This is a genomic window from Rhizobium sp. SG741 (assembly GCF_012275435.1).
Classification (GTDB): Bacteria; Pseudomonadota; Alphaproteobacteria; order Rhizobiales; family Rhizobiaceae; genus Rhizobium; species Rhizobium lusitanum.
This window is the reverse complement of the sequence record NZ_JAAZQP010000004.1, coordinates 525,451-542,009: the sequence shown is the minus strand read 5'-3', so window position 1 is coordinate 542,009 and position 16,559 is coordinate 525,451. Positions and strand designations below refer to the sequence as shown.

Sequence of the window (16,559 nt, the reverse complement as noted above, 5' to 3'; positions counted from 1 at the left end):
TGATGTCTCTTCAGCCCCCACGCCGCGTTCAACCGGCTGCCATCTTTTTGCGCGGTGCGATCGTCATGGCCATGACACCCGCTACGACGCAGGCAAGACCCGCGGCTGCCGTCGAGGATACGGGTTCGCCGAGGAAGATCACGCCTATTCCGACGCCGATGGGAACGCGCAAGTAGGCCTGCGCGGTGGTGCCGACCGAACCCAGAGTTTGAATGAGCCGGAAATAGATACTGAAGGCGAGGGCGGTCGAAACGATCGACAGGCCGAGCAGGGACAGGATCGAGGCCGTTGATGGCGTGAGCTGCCAAGGATGCTCGAAAAACAAACTGGCGGGGATAAGGAGAGTGGCGCCGCATAGCAACGAGCCGGCGGCGGGCATCATCGGATCCAGTCCCTTGAAATTGCGCCCGAACAGTGCGGCGCTGGCATAACAGACCGATGCGGCGATGACGGCGAGCTGCGCGGGCAGTTGCCGGCCTACTCCATGCAATGCATCAAGGCCGATGATGAGACAAATTCCTGCCATGCCGGCCACGACGCCGAACAGCTTGCGTCCCGTCAAACGCTCGCTGCGAAGAAGGATTGCTGAGAGCAGGAATGCAAAGATCGGTGTCGTGGAATTCAGGATCGTTGCCAGGCCGGCGTCGAGCGTCTGTTCGGCCCAGGCGATCAGCGTGAAGGGAACCGCGCTGTTGAGGCAGGATTGAATGAGAAAGCGCCGCCAGGTCGCCGCATCTCTCGGCAGGTGGAGGCCGCGCCAGCGAATGATCGCAAGGAGAACGAGGCCGGCGATCAAGGTGCGGGCGGCAATCAGCGTGATTGGCGGGATGGTCGCCACGCCGACGCGGATAAAGCTGTAGGACGCGCCCCAGCACGTCGCGAGGATCAAGAGAAGCAGCAACTCTGTCGTTATGTTGGTCTTTGCGGGCGCCATGCGCATTTCACTCTTTGTACGGTTCAGATCTGCCGTCTTTTAGAGTGACGGGACCGAGGAATGCTTCGATCCCGGCCGAACTATCGATTGCCGTCGTTCGCCTCGCTCAATCCCTGAGTCGAAGCTCGTCGGTCTGCATCTGCAACGAGCCCAAAGTCTCAAGGAAGCTCATGCCGAGCAGGCTCTGGTCGAGCCTGCCTGCCTCGGCGACGGTCGCCTCGACGTCACGGCGCTTGATCGGGCCGATGGCGACCGAGCCGAGCTCGACGGGAGCGGCTTTGGCGCGACCATTGGCGGTCAGCACGGTCATGGAATAGGTGAGGTTTTCCGGGATGATGCCGACGCGTTCGGCGTCTTCCTGCGAAAGCGCGATGGTGCTGGCGCCGGTGTCGATGAGCATATCGATCGGCTGTCCGTTAATCAGCACTTCCGCTTCGAAATGCCCGTTCGAGCGCTTGTGGAGGATGATCTCCTGTCCGCCTTCGCTTGTGGTAACCACGACCGCATGTCCCGGCATCAATCCTGCGAAGACGCGGTTTCCGACCTGCTCGGCGTCGTGGCGATAGATATAGACGGTCGCCAGCGCCATGATGACGACCAGCCAGATCAGGAGATTGCGCAGCGACTGGCTGACGGTCTGTCGGCTCGCCCAGACTGCGGCGCTCATCATCAGGGCGATCGGCAATAGATAGACGATGCGGGCGAAGTCGTCATTGTGCATGCCGAAGGTCGTGCCGCCGCTGTTGTTGAAGATGAGCAGTGCAAGGCCGATCCCGAGAATGGCGAGAACGATGTTCAGGCGGTTCATGCGGTACTGCGCTCCCGCGCCAGCCGTTGGCGGCGGGTTTCCCTGCGAGGCTTGCGTTCGACCTTCGTCAGGCGCTCGGGCAGGATCTGCATGATCTCGCGGCGTTCGTCGTCGCTATACGTCATCCAAGCACCGATTTCCTCGGTCGTGCGTCCGCAGCCGAAGCAATAGCCGGTGTTCGTATCGATGGAACAGACAAGGATGCAGGGTGTCAGCATGAGATCATATATCGATGCTTCAAATGCACATAGCAAGAGTGCACAGGGATGCGATCTCGCAAATCTGCTGCGTCGCGCCGATGGTGTCGCCGGTGTGGCCGGACAGTCTTTGGCGCACGCGTCGGGTGACGAGAAACGTCGCGGCGGCGGTTACGAGAAGGCAGGGAACAAGCGCGGGAATACCCAGGCTCGGCCAAATGAGGAGCGTCGCAAGGCCGAGTGCCACGATCAGCGCCAGCTGCATGGCATCGCCATCCGGCCTGCCGGCGGAAGCCGCGATTCCATCCGGTTTGGCGGGAGGGAGCGCATACCAGTGCCACACCATCGCGCCGCGGCTGAGGGCGGCGGTTGCCAGAAGAGCGGCTGCTGCATCGAATGGCAGGGTGCCACGGCCGATGGCCGCCAATACCGCGGCGCGCAGCCCGAAGGAGAGGATCAGCGCGCAAGCGCCATAGGTGCCGATGCGGCTGTCCTTCATGATGGCAAGTGCGCGCTCGCGGTCCTTGCCGCCACCCAATCCGTCAGCGGTGTCGCTGAGACCGTCCTCGTGCAGCGCACCTGTCATGACCGTTTGCAGCGTGAGAGCCAGCAGCGCTGCCATCAACGGATCGATGTGAAGGGCAAGCAGCACACCGAAGACAAAGGCGGTGGGCAGGGCGATCAGCAATCCGGCAAAGGGGAAGGCGCGGGAAACCCGCGCGAGCTTGCCGTCATAGCCTGTGAAAAACGAGGTCGGCACGGGAATGCGACTTAAAAAGGCGACCGCGCGCGCGATGTCGCGCATGTATTCCCGCATTTCTTCCTCTCCCCGCTACCGGCGCGACAGCATCGGGCGCTTTTGGAGTTGTTCGCGCCGATTCCGAAGACTAATAGAGTCGCACGCAAAGAACCTGATTTGAGACCAAAAGACAAGGAACGGCATTCATGAGCGTAACCGGCTTGCCATTCGACGATTTCCGCACCCTGCTGCGCGACCTGCCTGGGCCGGATGCGCAGGCGCTCGTGGCGGCGCGCGAGCGCGACGCGCAGCTCACCAAGCCGCCCGGCGCGCTCGGTCGGCTCGAGGAGATCGCCTTCTGGCTGGCGGCCTGGACCGGCCGGCCGCCGGCGGTGACCCGGCCGCTGGTCGCGATATTCGCCGGTAATCACGGTGTCACCAAGCAGGGAATTACGCCATTCCCGCCTTCCGTCACGCAGCAGATGGTGGAGAACTTCGCCGCCGGTGGCGCGGCGATCAACCAGATCTGCGTCACCTATGATCTCGGCCTCAAGGTCTTCGATCTGGCGCTCGATTTTCCGACGGCCGACATCACCGAGGAGCCGGCGCTGAGCGAGCGCGACTGTGCCGCGACCATGGCCTTCGGCATGGAGGCGATCGCCGGCGGTACGGACTTGCTCTGCATCGGCGAGATGGGCATCGGCAACACCACCATCGCCGCCGCCATCCACTATGCGCTTTACGGCGGCAAGGCGGAGGACTGGGTGGGTCCGGGAACGGGCTCCGAGGGCGAGATGCTGAGGCGCAAGATCGCTGCCGTCGAGAAGGCGGTCGCGTTGCACCGCGCTCATCTTTCCGATCCGCTGGAGGTCCTGCGTCGTCTCGGCGGTCGTGAGATCGCCGCAATGGCTGGCGCCATTCTTGCGGCACGCATGGAGCGCATCCCGGTTATCATCGACGGCTATGTCGCAACCGCTGCCGCCTCCATCCTCAAGGCGGCCAATCCATCCGCGCTCGATCATTGCCTGATCGGTCACGTTTCGGCGGAGCCGGGGCATTTGAGGTCCATCGAGAAGCTCGGCAAGACACCGCTCCTGGCGCTCGGCATGCGGCTCGGTGAGGGCACCGGCGCGGCGCTTGCGGCAGGGATCGTCAAGGCCGCTGCGGCCTGCCATTCCGGGATGGCGACGTTCGAAAGCGCCGGTGTCGCCAACAAGCACTGATCGAATATGGTGGCGAGATGCCGGAGAGGTATTTCGCTACTGAATTTCCTGTGGAGCGATCGCTTCACGTCATAAATCTGTAGTGAATTTCGAGGGCGTTCGAAAGTGTCGTCTTGCTTCATCGATGCTGAGGCGGTATTCGCGAAGCGTCTAATTTGCAATCGGAACATTGCGGGCGGAGCGGGCATGGCCGAGTTTTCGAAACCAGCAGTCACCAAGGAAACGGGTTTCAGGCATTTCTTTGCCGCTGCCGGTTATTCCTGGGGTGGTTTTCAACGGCTGCTTCAGGAGGCTGCTTTTCGCCAGGAGCTGCTGTTTGCAGCGGTTTCACTGATCCTGCTGATCGTAGTCGGTGCAAGCCTCGGTGAGATCGTCATCGGCATGGTGCTTTTCCTCGGCGTTTTTGCGATCGAAGCAATGAATACGGCCGTAGAAGAGGTCATAGACCGGATTTCGCCGGAGATTTCCAATGTCGGTAAATATGCCAAGGATCTTGGCTCCTTCGCCGTGTTTTGCATGCTGGTCGCTGCCGGCATCTATATGCTTTACGTTATCGGCAGCCATTTGCTTTTCCGCTAGGCGCCGGAAACCGAACCTCAGGCGAAGCTTTTCTTGCGCCGTTCGATGAGCGGTGCGTCCTCGACGGCCGGCAGGCTTTGCAGCACGCGTCTGGCCGGTAGGATGGCGATGACCTCGGTGCCTTCACGCAGCTTTGATTTCAACATGAACTGACCGTCATGCTTGGCGAGGATGGCCTGTACGATCGGCAGCCCCAGGCCGGTCCCTTGCTCCGCGCTCTTGATGGCGATCGAGCCCTGGCCGAAGGCAGAGAGGACCACCGGGATCTCCTCTTCGGGAATACCAGGCCCATTGTCCTTGATTGCCACATATTGTCCGCCTCCGGCCGTCCAGCCGACCTTGACGCTGATTTCGCCGCCTTGTGGCGTGAATTTCACGGCGTTCGACAGAAGGTTGAGGATCACCTGACGCAAGGACTTTTCGTCTGCCCATATCGAGGGAAGCTGCGGCTCGAATTGAGACGAGATGGATATGTTCTTGCCGCGGGCACGCAGTTGCACCATGCCGATGCAATCCTCCGCCACATCGAGCAGCGAGATTGCTTCCTCGTTCAGCTCGTATTTGCCGGCTTCGATGCGCGACAGATCGAGGATCTCGTTGATCAGGTTGAGCAGGTGCTGCCCGGAGCGATGAATATCGGTGGTGTATTCGCGATAGGTCGCATTGTTCAACGGCCCCATGACCTCAGCCGACATGACTTCGGAAAAGCCGAGAATGGCGTTCAGCGGCGTTCTGAGTTCATGCGACATGGAGGCGAGGAAGCGTGATTTGGCGAGGTTTGCCTCCTCGGCGCGCCGGCGCGCCTCGTCGGACATGGACTTTGCGACTTCCAATTCGACGATCAGATCATCCTTTTCAGATTGGAAGGAAAGGATCTTCAGATTGGATTGAAACATCCGATTGGTGATGAGGGTGAAGAAAATCACGGCGACGGAGATCGCCGCAGTCAGCGCGATGTCGGAGGGCTTTCGTGTCAGAATCGCGGTTACGGCAAGAGCTACCGTGGCCGGTGCAAAGGAAAAGGGGACGGCGCGCGGCAGCATGAAGTTGGCCATCGCCGTGATGCAGATGGCCACCAGCAATGTCGCGCCCTTATAGAGGCTGAAGCTGTCGCCGCCGCAGGTCGCGCAGCCTTGCATGGCGAAGATTGCCCAACAGAGGCCGACAAGCAGCTGTCCCAGCAACAGGATCTGACGCCATTTCCTGGCGCTCTCGGCGGTTATGTCCTGCTTCTTTGCGCGTCTGCCGAGCAGCATGTTGATGGCATGCGCCGTCAGAATGGGAATGGTCCAGAAGAAGATTTGGACGTCACGCGTCAGATAGACGCCGAGCGCCGCGACGACGATGGCGAAGATCGGCACAATTGCCGCACCTTGCAGCAACGTGTCGATATGCATGACCATAAGTTCGCGATCGAAGTTGCGGCTGTGGCCGGTTTGCAGGCGCTCGCGCGTCTGCCGCACGGCCTTCGACACAGCCCGGTTGCGGTGACTGCGCGATCGGTCGACGATGTTTTTATCTGTCGATGTGCTGACGCCGGTTCTCATGGACACATTGAAACTTGGCCTGCGTGAGATTACAGACTAGCGGTCAAATCTTAAGAAGATGCTGCGACGAAATGATTTGTTTGCCATCTTTGCCAAGGATTTATTCTTAAAGGAGGCAGCAGCGTGACGCGGTCCAGCCGCCTGTTTCGTGACGGCGTGACCACATTTGCTCTGCTCGCGGTGCTCGGTTTGCTGGCGTTGAAGATGAATAATCGCCCGGAACTCATTCAAACCGGCAGCTTTTTCGTTATCGATGGTGATACGCTCTCATCCGATGGCCAGCGCTTCCGACTGCTTGGCATCGATGCGCCTGAGTATCGTCAACAATGTCGACGCAACGGCATAGACTGGGCTTGCGGCGAAGAAGCGCGCCGAACCCTCAACACACTTATTAACGCCGGCACACCGGAATGCCGTGGACGCGACCATGATCGCTATGGCCGACTGCTCGTAACGTGCATGGCGGGCGAACTCGATATCAATGGTGAAATGGTTCGCAGCGGCATGGCGCTGTCCTACGGCGGCTATGCCGCAGAGGAGCACGCGGCGCGGCAGGCGAAGGCTGGAGTTTGGGCCGGTGATTTCGAGCGGCCGAAGGACTATCGGCGCGAGGAGAATGTGGCGCAATCCAATCGAAGCAATCCGCTCACAGGCCTGATCGACTATCTGCAGCAACTCGTCGGATGGAGGACGCAGTGAAGCGGGAAAGTGAATTGCAGGTCCTGCATTCGGCGATTGCCGCATGTCGACTCTGTCGGGACGCGCCGGCGAAAGGCGAGGCGGATCGGCTGCCGCATGAGCCACGGCCGGTCGCGACGCTCTCATCGACGGCGCGTATCCTGATTGCGGGGCAGGCGCCTGGCCTGCGCGTTCACGAGAGCGGCCTGCCGTTCAACGATGCTTCCGGCGATCGGCTGCGGCAATGGTTGAGTGTCGATCGCGAGAGCTTCTATAACCCCGACCATTTCGCCATGTTGCCGATGGGCTTCTGTTTTCCCGGCTATGATGCAGCCGGTAGCGACCTGCCGCCGCGCAGGGAATGCGCGCCTTTATGGCGGCAGAAGGCTGTGGATGCGATGCCGCAGATCGAGCTGATCCTGACGATCGGTCAGTATGCCCAGGCATGGCATCTCGGCGCTGAGCGCATGGCGTCGATGACGGAAACAGTCGCGGAATGGCGGCACTATTTACTCTCGCGCCGATCGCCGGCCGTTCTGCCGTTGCCGCATCCGAGTTGGCGCAACAGCGGCTGGCTGAAGCGTCATCCCTGGTTTGAGGCGGAGTTGCTCCCCGCGTTACAAGAACGTGTGAAAATCCTGATTTCTTGAAAAAAGTTTCTTTTCTCCCGCTTAGAGTAGGCTATAGAGAGAATATAATTCGAAGGGATGCTTAAATGGACCGTCTTGACCGCAAAATCCTGCGTCTTCTGCAGGAGGATTCCACTCTGGCCGTGGCCGATCTCGCCAAGAAGGTCGGGCTGTCGACGACACCATGCTGGCGCCGCATCCAGAAGATGGAAGAGGACGGCGTCATTCGCCGCCGCGTGGCGCTTCTCGATCCTGAAAAGGTCAACACCAAGGTCACCGTTTTCGTTTCCATCCGCACCAACAGCCACTCCATCGAATGGCTGAAGCGTTTCTCCGAGGTGATTGCCGATTTCCCGGAAGTGGTGGAATTCTATCGCATGAGCGGCGATGTCGACTATTTGCTGCGGGTCGTCGTTCCCGACATCGCCGCCTATGACGCTTTCTACAAGCGCATGATCGCCAAGATAGAAATCCGCGACGTATCGTCGGTTTTTGCGATGGAGCAGATCAAGTATTCGACGGAGCTGCCGCTGGATTACATGCTGCTGGAGAATGCGAAGTCGAACGAGGACTGAGCGCCGCTTCGCAAGGGCGCTCAGCCGAATCGTTATTTCAGCTGATAGACTTTCGTTACTTCCGGTCCAGCCGTGCGAGCAGGGATGACGTATCCCAGCGGTTGCCGCCCATGGCCTGAACATCGCCGTAGAATTGGTCGACGAGTGCGGTCAGCGGCAGCTTGGCCTGGTTCTGGCGGGCTTCGGCGAGCACGATGCCAAGATCCTTGCGCATCCAGTCGACGGCAAAGCCGAAATCATATTTGCCGGCATTCATGGTCTTGTGGCGGTTTTCCATCTGCCAGGAGCCGGCGGCGCCCTTGGAAATGACCTCCACCACCTTTTCGATATCGAGGCCGGCTTGCTTGCCGAAGTGGATGCCTTCGGCAAGACCCTGAACGATGCCGGCGATGCAGATCTGGTTGATCATCTTGGTCAATTGGCCAGCACCGACCGCTCCCATCAGGCCGACCATGCGAGCATAGGCGTCGATAACAGGTCGTGCCTTCTCGAACACGGCTTCATCGCCGCCGCACATGACTGTCAGCACACCGTTTTCCGCGCCGGCCTGCCCGCCGGAGACGGGGGCATCGATGAAGTCGGCGCCTTTCTCCCTGGCGGCAGCGTAGAGTTCGCGTGCCACTTCGGCGCTGGCGGTGGTGTTGTCGACGAGTATCGCGCCGGCTTTTATGCCTGAAAGGATACCGTTTTCGCCGATCGTGACCGAGCGCAGGTCGTCGTCATTACCGACGCAGGTGAAAACGAAGTCGGCGCCTTCGGCGGCCTCAGCCGGGGTGGGGGCGAATTTGCCCTCGAACTGCTTGGCCCATGCCTCGGCCTTGGCAATGGTCCGGTTGTAGACGGTGACGTCATGCCCGCCCTTGACCTTCAGATGCCCCGCCATGGGATATCCCATGACGCCCATGCCGATGAATGCGACCTTTGCCATTTTCGTTACTCCCTGACCGATTTTGACTGAAGGCTTAGCGGAAAGGCTAGAGGGACGGAAGACCGATTTATCGGCTAACTTGTCACGGTGCCACAGGATTTGAAATTTCATTTCTCATTTCCGATGTTTTTCGAAACTAAATTTCGTCTCGGGTGAGAAACTTCAATATATCCTTTGTCGATATATTCTATGGATTTGCGATGCTCAAGCATCGATAAACAAGCCGGCGGCCGCAGGAAGCGCCAAGGCGCCATGAAAAGGATCTTCGATGATTTCGCGCAGACAGACACTCGGCCTCCTTGGCGCCACGGCAGCTGCCTTCGCGTTGCCCTCCCTCCGGCCGGCGCGTGCCGCTGCGGCGACGAGCCTTCGCATTGGCTGGCAGAAGAACGGTGTTCTGGCGCTCGCCAAGCGTAAGGGAGCGCTGGAAAAACTGCTCTCCGGTCGTGGCATCTCCGTCGAATGGTCGGAATTCACGTCCGGCCCGCCGCTGCTCGAAGCGCTCGGTGCGGGCGCCCTTGATTTCGGCGCCACCGGCGATGTGCCGCCGCTCTTTGCGCAGGCCGCCAACGGCAACCTGCTCTATGTCGGCCTTTACACGGGCAGCCCCGAAAGCTCGGCCATTCTGGTCCGCAAGGATTCGCCGATCCAGACGCTAGCCGACCTCAAGGGGAAGAAGGTCGCCTTCAAGCGCGGCTCCAGCGCTCACAACGTGACCGTCAAGGCCTTGCGCAAGGGCAGACTGACGGTCAACGACGTCCAGGCGCTCGATCTCGCGCCGCCGGATGCCTCGGCCGCTTTCAAGACAGGCGCCATCGATGCCTGGTCGATCTGGGATCCCTATCTTGCCATTGCCGAAGCGGATCCTGATACCCGCATCCTCGCGACTGCCCGTGGCATCGTCGACTCCTTCAGCTATTTCCTGGCGAACGGCGATTTCACCAAGGGCAATCCGCAGGTCATTACCGACGTGATCGCCGAACTCGCCAAGGTGGGGGCAGCGGCGCAGTCCAATCTCGACGACACAGTTACGGCCCTGTCTCAGATCACCGGCGTTCCGGCCGACGTGACGCGGGTAACATTGACGCGCCCCGGCTCGGATCTTGGCAGTGTTTCGACCATTACCGATGCGGCGGTCGCCTATCAGCAGGGGCTGGCCGACGAATTCTACAATCTCGGGATTGTTCCGAAGAAGCTGACCGTCACTGATATCGTCTGGCGGCCGAAGGCGAGCTGAGCACTGGCGGCCTGCTTGCAGATGCCCGTGCGGCCCGCGTCTCAAACATCGCGGACGGGGCCGCATGGGGAAAAATATTCCGCCGAACGCCCGGCAATAGAAAATCTGTATTGTCGATATAATTGATAGTCTATGTCACTATCCGATCGAAGCATCGGGAAGTGGCTCCCGACCACGCGCATCCAGAAGGCAGGAACACTTCATGACCGCGACTGCAAAACCCATCGACTTCCTGTGGTTCATTCCCACTTCCGGCGACGGCACTTATCTCGGTACGACCGACCTCAATCGCGGCCCGGAGATCGGCTATCTCCAGCAGATCGCACAGGCGGTCGATCGGCTGGGTTATACCGGCGTGCTGCTGCCGACGGGCGTCTCCTGCGAGGAGTCCTTCGTTACGGCGGCGGCCCTTTCGGCGCATACCCAGAAGCTGAAATTCCTGGTGGCGATCCGTCCCGGCACCGCTTCGCCTGCTTATTACGCCCGTCTCGCTTCGACGCTCGACCGCGTTTCGAACGGTCGCGTGCTGCTCAACATCGTCGTCGGCGGCAGCCCGGCGGAGCTGGCAGGCGACGGCATTCATCTGGAGCATGACGAGCGTTACGCCCACGCCGATGAGTTCTTCCATGTCTGGGAGGAATTGCTGGAGAAGGGATCTTCGACCTTCGAGGGCAAGTATATCAAGGCCACCAACGCAAGACTGGGCCTGCCGCCGGTGCAGTCGCCGCGCCCGCCGCTCTATTTCGGCGGCTCTTCGGATGCCGGCATCGAATTTTCGGTCGGCCGTGTCGACAAATACCTGACCTGGGGCGAGCCGCCAGCGCTGGTGGCCGAGAAGATCGAGAAGGTGCGGGCTGCTGCCGCCAAGCGGGGCCGCGAGGTCAGCTTCGGTATTCGTCTGCACTTCATCGTCCGCGAGACGGATGAGGAGGCATGGGCCGCGGCCGACAGGCTGATCTCCAAGCTCGACGACGAGACGATCCGCGAAGCGCAGGAGCAGTTCGTCAAGCAGTCCGACTCGGTCGGCCAGAAGCGCATGGCCGCCCTTCACGGCGGCCGCCGCGACAAGCTGGAAGTTTCGCCGAACCTCTGGGCGGGCGTCGGCCTGGTGCGCGCTGGTGCCGGCACGGCCCTTGTGGGGTCACCGAAGACGGTGGCGGCAAGGCTACGTGAATATCAGGAACTCGGCATCGAAACGGTGATCGGCTCCGGTTATCCCCATCTGGAGGAAGCCTATCGCGTCGCGGAGCTCTTGTTCCCCGAACTCGGATTGAACCGCGAGGAGCAGCGAGCCGGATTCCGCAACGAGTTCGGCGCGAAGCAGATTTTTGCCGGTGGCAGCCATGGCGGCAATCTGAAAGTCGTTTCCGGCTCGTGAGCCATCCTTCCAAGGAGATCCCCATGTCGGCATTCGATACTTCCTTCCTACGCGTCGGCGCCGAAAGCCGGGTTCGTCCGGTCAAGGCTGCAAGGCAGACCATCTCGATCGAGCGGTTTCTGCCCTTCCTGCTGCCCATCGTCGTGATCGCGGCATGGCAGCTCGGCTCGTCGGTCGGATGGATCTCGACGCGCATCATGCCGTCACCCGCAGCAGTCGTGACCGCCTTCTGGCAGACGACGATTTCCGGTCAGCTGCCGAACAACATTCTCGTCAGCGCCGGTCGCGCCTTTGCCGGCCTGCTGGTCGGCGGCTCGCTCGGCTTCCTGCTCGGCATCGCCAACGGCGTATCGCGTCTGTCGGAACAGTTGACCGACACAACGCTGCAGATGCTGCGCACCATTCCGCACCTTGCCATGGTGCCGCTTGTCATCCTCTGGTTCGGGATCGGCGAGGAATCGAAGCTGTTCCTGACGGCGCTCGGCGTGCTTTTCCCGATCTATCTCAACACCTATCACGGCGTGCGCAATGTGGATCGCGGCCTGATCGAGATGGGGAAGGTCTACGGCATGAGCAACTGGACGCTGTTCAGGAAAGTGATCTTTCCCGGCGCCCTGCCGTCCATCCTTGTCGGACTGCGCTTCGCACTCGGCATCATGTGGCTGACGCTGATCGTTGCGGAGTCGATCGCCGCATCGTCGGGCATCGGCTACATGGCCAACAATGCCCGTGAGTTCGGCATGACCGATGTCGTGGTCCTGACGCTGGTCATCTACGCCATCCTCGGAAAGCTTGCCGATGTCGTCGCACGGACAATCGAGCGCAAGACGCTCCGCTGGAACCCGGCCTATCAGAATTGAGGAGCGTGCCATGAGCGTGATCGCACCGGATCGTTTTCGACCGCAAGCCGTAAGTGCCGCTCCGCAAGCCGCGGGTGCTGCCGCCATACATATCAGGGGGCTGGAAAAGAGCTTCGGGAACAATCGAGTCCTGCGCGGCATCGATCTCGATGTTCCTGCCGGCCAGTTCGTCGCCGTGATCGGGAAAAGCGGGTGCGGCAAGAGCACACTGCTGCGCATCTTGATGGGGCTCGATGAGCCGAGCGGGGGTCATCTGCGCTTCGAGGCGGCGGGCGGCAGCGACACGGAACCCAATACCCGCATCGTCTTCCAGGAGCCGCGCTTGCTGCCCTGGCTTTCGGTCGCGGACAATGTGGCTGTCGGACTGGGCGAGGGTGTACCCCGCGATGTAGTGCGCGGTGCAACGGTTTCGGTTCTCTCAGAAGTGCAGCTTGCGGAGAAATCAGGCGAATGGCCGTCCAGGCTTTCCGGCGGCCAGAAGCAGCGCGTGGCGCTCGCCCGGGCACTCGTCAGCAAGCCCGGCGTGCTTGCGCTCGACGAGCCTCTGGGCGCCCTGGATGCGCTGACCCGCATCAGCATGCAGGAGCTGCTGAACCGCGTCTGGCGTGAGCTTGGCTTTACCGCAGTGCTCGTAACGCATGATGTGAGCGAAGCCGTGCACCTTGCAGATCGCGTCGTGGTGCTGGACGAAGGGAGGATCGTGCTCGATCTTGCCGTTCCCTATCCGCATCCGCGACGTCACGGCAATCCGGCGCTGGCCGAACTCGAGGGGCAGCTGCTGGCCGCGATCCTCGGCGAGGCGCGCGCCGGCTAGCGCAATTCCAAGAAAAGTGTGGAGCGATTTTTTTCCGTCCTGAATTACGCAAAAGCGGCGAAATAGAGCAATTAGGCAACGCTTAATCGCTCTAATTCGGCCTGGTCTCGTCGCCCTCGATGTAGAGCCGAAGGCGATCGAAGCCGATTTCAGTGCCCATCAGCCGCGATCCGTTGTCGCCGTAGCCGTCGAGGAAAACCACCTGTTCGACGAAGGACATTTTCGTGCTCGCGGGCTCCGGCGTGAAGGTGACCGTTGCCAGCGATACGGAAATTCTGACGTCGTCTAGCATCATGTCGAAGGCATAGATAATGCGCTCGTTCTCGACGACGTCGATGTAGCGGGCCTGATAGGCATGCACGACGCCGTCCGTCGAGGCGACGCGGCTGCTTTCGCTGCCGCCGGCGCGAAAGTCGAGCCTGAATTCCAACGGAACCCAATCCTCGTGGCAGGCAAACCATTGCCGCTTCTGCTCGGCGATCGCCCAGGCATTGAAGACTCGCGACAGGGGTGCCTGGAAGTGACGCTCTATGGTGAGCGTCCTGTGTTCCGTTAATTTTGTGCTCATTCGGTCGTTGTCTCCGTTGAAGCATCCGCGAGAAAAAGATCGAGACGGTCGAAAGTCTTGTTCCACGATGCCTTGCGTTCGGCAACCCAGCGCTCAACCGATGCCAGCGCCTCCTTGCGAAGGTGATAGGTCCGCACCCGGCCGGTTTTTTCCGACAATACCAGGCCGCTCGCCTCCAGCACATGCAGATGCTTCATTACGGTCGGCAGCGCCATGGCGAAGGGTTGCGCCAATTCCGTTACGGAAGCAGGACCCCGGCCGAGCCGGTCGATCATGTCGCGCCGGCTCTGATCGGAAAGCGCCTGAAACATCCGGTCGAGTGCCTGCGGCTCTTCAATCATGCGACTTTTCCGGGCGGAATTGGGCGGGCAGTTTCTCGTGATAGGGATAGAAGTGGAAATAGGGCATCGCTTCCTCAAGTACACGGGCGAAGGACGGGCGGTCGAGAAGGCGTTGGTAGTATCCCTTCAGTCGGGATTGTGTTTCATCGAAGGGCACGAGCGTTTCGGAGTAGAAGAGGGCAGGTGCCGCGGCGCAATCGGCCATGGTCAAGCTATCGCCGGTGATCCAGGTCTTCTCGCCGAGTTGTTGCTCGATCATGCCGTAGGCGGTGCGCAGCAGCGCTTGTGCTTCGGCGACGCTCTGAGGGTCGCGTGCGTCGTCCGGTCGGCGTATGTCCGCAACGATCTTCTGCATCGGCTCCTGAACGTAGAGATCGAAGAAGCGGTCCCAGAGCCGGACGCATAGGGCATCCGTCGGATCGAGCGGCAACAGCGGTGTCGTACTTGGATAATGCCGATCGAGATATTCGATGATGATGCTGGTTTCGGGAACGGTGCTGTCAAGCGTTTCGTCACGCAGCACGGGAAATTTGCCGATGGGCCAGAGGCGCACCAGCGATGCGCGCGATGCCTCATTGCCAAGGTCGATGATCCGGCTTTCGAACGGCGTGCCATTCTCGTAAAGCGCCATCAGCACCTTATGGCAGAAGGAGGCAAGGGGATGCTGGTAGAGAACAAGGGACATGCGACGACCTTTCCCGCATCAAGGTTCGAGCTGAAACTTATCTAAATGGCCAAGTAACAGCTCGGGCGTCATCTTGCAAGGAATAGTTATCCATTTGGATAACTATTGCCTCTGCCCAGCTTCGGTGATGTCAGTCTGCAAGGCGGCGTGCGATGACCAGATGGCCCGGCGTCGGCTGGCCTTCCTGCATCCGGACATTGATGTCGCTGATCTCGATCAGCTCGAAGCCCGTCTCCTTCAGCCGCTCGCGCACATAGGCCTCTGCGTGGGCGAAACGCTGGTGCGCGCCGACCATATAGGGGCGCCCGGCGAAGATCGCATCCGGCAGGGTTTCGGAAGAGAAGATGAAGAGGCCGCCAGGCGTCATATTGTCAGCTGCGCCGAAGAACAGGGGCTCCAGTGCGCCGAGATAGGGCAGGACGTCGGTGGCGGTGATCAGGTCGAAAGGCTCTTCGTCATTGTCGTCGAGGAAATCCTCGACCTCGGCAACGAAGAGGGTTTCGTAAATGTCCTTTTCGTGGGCGACCTCGACCATGTTTTCGGAGAGGTCGATGCCGGTGATGTCCTCGACGATGTCGCGCAAGGTGCTTCCCGTCAGGCCCGTGCCGCAGCCGAGGTCGAGCATGCGCTTGAAGGGACCGAGGCCGAGCGCCTGCAGGCGTTGGCGGACGAGGGCCGGGACATGGTAGCCGAGCTGCTCGACGAGCACGTCCTCGAAAACCTCGGCATGCTGGTCGAACAGCGTTTCGACATAGGCATCCGGCGCCTTCACAGGTGTTTCGCCACGCCCCATCGAGGCAATGCGGACGGCCGCGCCGCCGTGGTCCTCGGGGTCGATGGCCAGCACCTCCTCATAGGCGCTCACGGCGGCGTCGATATCGCCGGCCTTTTCCAGCGCCAGGGCGCGATTGTAGGCTTCCGCCAGCGCGTCTTCGTCGATCTTCTTCTTTGCCATGGATCAGCCGCCTTTCGTTTGTCCCGCAGGCATTAAGGCGCTTGATCGGCTTTTGCAATGCTTGCCTTGGAGGAGCAAAATACGGCTTGCGCAACGGCGGGCCATGCGGCTGTCGCTCAAAAAAAGAAAAGGGAGGAAGAGACGATGGCTACGGAACTCACCACATCCCATCTCATCGACGGCGCGACGGATCAGAAACGGCCGCCGATGCCTTCGACACCGGGGGAGATCACCAGCACCTTGAGTCACTATTATCGCGGCGAGCTTGGCCGGATGACCAGTTGGCGGGACCGCATTGACCGGACGTCGAACTGGGCGATCACCGTCGTTGCCGCGCTATTGTCCGTATCGCTGTCCTCGCCGACCTCGCATCACGGCGTCTTGCTTTTCGGCATGATGCTGATCTCGCTGCTGCTGATGATCGAGGCGCGGCGCTATCGCTTCTTCGATATCTATCGCGCACGCGTGCGGCAGTTGGAACGCAGCTATTTTGCGCAGATCCTCGCCCCGGAAGCAGAGTTCAATCCCGATTGGGCACTGTCCATCGCCAAGAGCTTGCGGGCGCCGCGGTTTCTGCTCGGCTATTTCGATGCGATGGGGCGGCGGTTGCGGCGGAATTATTGCTGGATGTATGTCATTCTTCTGCTTGCATGGATCCTGAAAATCTCGACGCCGAAATTGCAAAGCGAAGGCGCGCCGCAGGAGTTTGCGCATTCGTGGAGCTATGTTGCCGACAACGCGGCGCTCGGACCAATCCCCGGCTGGCCGGTGATTGCGATAGTTGCTGTCTTTTATGCTGCCATTCTCTATGGCGTGCTGCGTCGCGGGCCGGACGACAGTGATTTCACCCGTGGCGAGGCGCATGTCTGAACGATCGGCGCAGC

Annotated in this window: 20 protein-coding genes; 10 read left to right on the top strand and 10 right to left on the bottom strand. The window is 60.6% G+C overall.

Annotation, left to right across the window (positions count from 1 at the left end):
- Positions 1-28 precede the first annotated feature (28 nt).
- The 4 genes from FHT29_RS14145 to FHT29_RS14130 all read right to left on the bottom strand — a co-directional run bounded on the left by FHT29_RS14145 (position 29) and on the right by FHT29_RS14130 (position 2,756).
- On the bottom strand, positions 29-934 hold the full coding sequence (locus FHT29_RS14145; RefSeq protein WP_168599768.1) for an EamA family transporter: 906 nt from the start codon (positions 932-934) through the stop codon (positions 29-31).
- A gap of 106 nt (positions 935-1,040) precedes the next feature.
- Complete coding sequence (locus FHT29_RS14140) at positions 1,041-1,742, bottom strand: TIGR02281 family clan AA aspartic protease (protein WP_092573835.1); 702 nt, start codon at positions 1,740-1,742, stop codon at positions 1,041-1,043.
- Complete coding sequence (locus FHT29_RS14135) at positions 1,739-1,960, bottom strand: DUF1289 domain-containing protein (RefSeq protein ID WP_047556516.1); 222 nt, start codon at positions 1,958-1,960, stop codon at positions 1,739-1,741. Before FHT29_RS14135 ends, FHT29_RS14140 begins: the two co-directional genes overlap by 4 nt.
- Positions 1,961-1,979: 19 nt before the next feature.
- Positions 1,980-2,756 (bottom strand): adenosylcobinamide-GDP ribazoletransferase, encoded by a 777-nt coding sequence (locus FHT29_RS14130; protein ID WP_168599767.1) that lies wholly within the window; start codon positions 2,754-2,756, stop codon positions 1,980-1,982.
- A gap of 128 nt (positions 2,757-2,884) precedes the next feature.
- On the opposite strand from FHT29_RS14130, the gene cobT reads away from it, so the two are divergent.
- On the top strand, positions 2,885-3,901 hold the full coding sequence (gene cobT / locus FHT29_RS14125; protein ID WP_037202503.1) for a nicotinate-nucleotide--dimethylbenzimidazole phosphoribosyltransferase: 1,017 nt from the start codon (positions 2,885-2,887) through the stop codon (positions 3,899-3,901).
- A 186-nt stretch (positions 3,902-4,087) separates the two neighbouring features.
- Positions 4,088-4,480, top strand: a complete 393-nt coding sequence (locus FHT29_RS14120; protein WP_037202502.1) for a diacylglycerol kinase — start codon at positions 4,088-4,090, stop codon at positions 4,478-4,480.
- A gap of 17 nt (positions 4,481-4,497) precedes the next feature.
- Here the strand turns inward: FHT29_RS14120 and FHT29_RS14115 are convergent, their stop codons facing one another.
- Positions 4,498-6,027 (bottom strand): HAMP domain-containing sensor histidine kinase, encoded by a 1,530-nt coding sequence (locus tag FHT29_RS14115; RefSeq protein ID WP_037202501.1) that lies wholly within the window; start codon positions 6,025-6,027, stop codon positions 4,498-4,500.
- Positions 6,028-6,150: 123 nt separating this feature from the next.
- Here FHT29_RS14115 and FHT29_RS14110 point away from each other — a divergent pair, with 123 nt between their 5' ends.
- From FHT29_RS14110 to FHT29_RS14100, 3 genes are all read left to right on the top strand, one after another.
- Entirely contained in the window at positions 6,151-6,726 is a 576-nt protein-coding gene (locus FHT29_RS14110) for a thermonuclease family protein (RefSeq protein WP_168599766.1), read from the top strand.
- Complete coding sequence (locus FHT29_RS14105) at positions 6,723-7,355, top strand: uracil-DNA glycosylase family protein (protein WP_092573830.1); 633 nt, start codon at positions 6,723-6,725, stop codon at positions 7,353-7,355. The genes FHT29_RS14110 and FHT29_RS14105 overlap by 4 nt, the downstream gene beginning before the upstream one ends.
- A 65-nt stretch (positions 7,356-7,420) precedes the next feature.
- Complete coding sequence (locus tag FHT29_RS14100; protein WP_037202496.1) at positions 7,421-7,909, top strand: Lrp/AsnC family transcriptional regulator; 489 nt, start codon at positions 7,421-7,423, stop codon at positions 7,907-7,909.
- 55 nt (positions 7,910-7,964) lie between these two features.
- Here FHT29_RS14100 and FHT29_RS14095 read toward each other — a convergent pair whose 3' ends face one another.
- Positions 7,965-8,837 carry an NAD(P)-dependent oxidoreductase gene (locus FHT29_RS14095; RefSeq protein ID WP_047556520.1) on the bottom strand — a complete coding sequence of 291 codons (873 nt, stop codon included), beginning with the start codon at positions 8,835-8,837 and terminating at the stop codon, positions 7,965-7,967.
- A gap of 268 nt (positions 8,838-9,105) precedes the next feature.
- Here FHT29_RS14095 and FHT29_RS14090 point away from each other — a divergent pair, with 268 nt between their 5' ends.
- The 4 genes from FHT29_RS14090 (at position 9,106) to FHT29_RS14075 (ending at position 13,126) form a co-directional block, all read left to right on the top strand.
- A complete protein-coding gene (locus FHT29_RS14090) occupies positions 9,106-10,074 on the top strand; it encodes an aliphatic sulfonate ABC transporter substrate-binding protein (protein ID WP_168599765.1) in 969 nt (322 codons plus the stop codon).
- Between the two features lie 202 nt (positions 10,075-10,276).
- Entirely contained in the window at positions 10,277-11,452 is a 1,176-nt protein-coding gene (gene ssuD, locus FHT29_RS14085; RefSeq protein WP_168597442.1) for an FMNH2-dependent alkanesulfonate monooxygenase, read from the top strand.
- 23 nt (positions 11,453-11,475) lie between these two features.
- The gene (ssuC, locus tag FHT29_RS14080; protein WP_037202490.1) at positions 11,476-12,312 is read left to right on the top strand and encodes an aliphatic sulfonate ABC transporter permease SsuC; all 837 of its coding nucleotides are present in this window, start codon (positions 11,476-11,478) and stop codon (positions 12,310-12,312) included.
- A gap of 10 nt (positions 12,313-12,322) precedes the next feature.
- Positions 12,323-13,126, top strand: a complete 804-nt coding sequence (locus tag FHT29_RS14075; RefSeq protein WP_037202489.1) for an ATP-binding cassette domain-containing protein — start codon at positions 12,323-12,325, stop codon at positions 13,124-13,126.
- 91 nt (positions 13,127-13,217) lie between these two features.
- Here the strand turns inward: FHT29_RS14075 and FHT29_RS14070 are convergent, their stop codons facing one another.
- From FHT29_RS14070 to FHT29_RS14055, 4 genes are all read right to left on the bottom strand, one after another.
- Positions 13,218-13,694 (bottom strand): SRPBCC family protein, encoded by a 477-nt coding sequence (locus FHT29_RS14070; RefSeq protein WP_047556529.1) that lies wholly within the window; start codon positions 13,692-13,694, stop codon positions 13,218-13,220.
- On the bottom strand, positions 13,691-14,035 hold the full coding sequence (locus FHT29_RS14065) for a metalloregulator ArsR/SmtB family transcription factor (RefSeq protein WP_037202487.1): 345 nt from the start codon (positions 14,033-14,035) through the stop codon (positions 13,691-13,693). The genes FHT29_RS14070 and FHT29_RS14065 overlap by 4 nt, the downstream gene beginning before the upstream one ends.
- A complete protein-coding gene (locus FHT29_RS14060) occupies positions 14,028-14,720 on the bottom strand; it encodes a glutathione S-transferase family protein (protein ID WP_092573828.1) in 693 nt (230 codons plus the stop codon). The genes FHT29_RS14065 and FHT29_RS14060 overlap by 8 nt, the downstream gene beginning before the upstream one ends.
- Positions 14,721-14,850: 130 nt before the next feature.
- The gene (locus FHT29_RS14055) at positions 14,851-15,675 is read right to left on the bottom strand and encodes a class I SAM-dependent methyltransferase (protein ID WP_037202485.1); all 825 of its coding nucleotides are present in this window, start codon (positions 15,673-15,675) and stop codon (positions 14,851-14,853) included.
- A gap of 207 nt (positions 15,676-15,882) precedes the next feature.
- Here FHT29_RS14055 and FHT29_RS14050 point away from each other — a divergent pair, with 207 nt between their 5' ends.
- Positions 15,883-16,545, top strand: coding sequence for a DUF2270 domain-containing protein (locus FHT29_RS14050; RefSeq protein ID WP_244655158.1), 663 nt, complete (start codon positions 15,883-15,885; stop codon positions 16,543-16,545).
- The last annotated feature ends 14 nt before the right edge of the window (positions 16,546-16,559 follow it).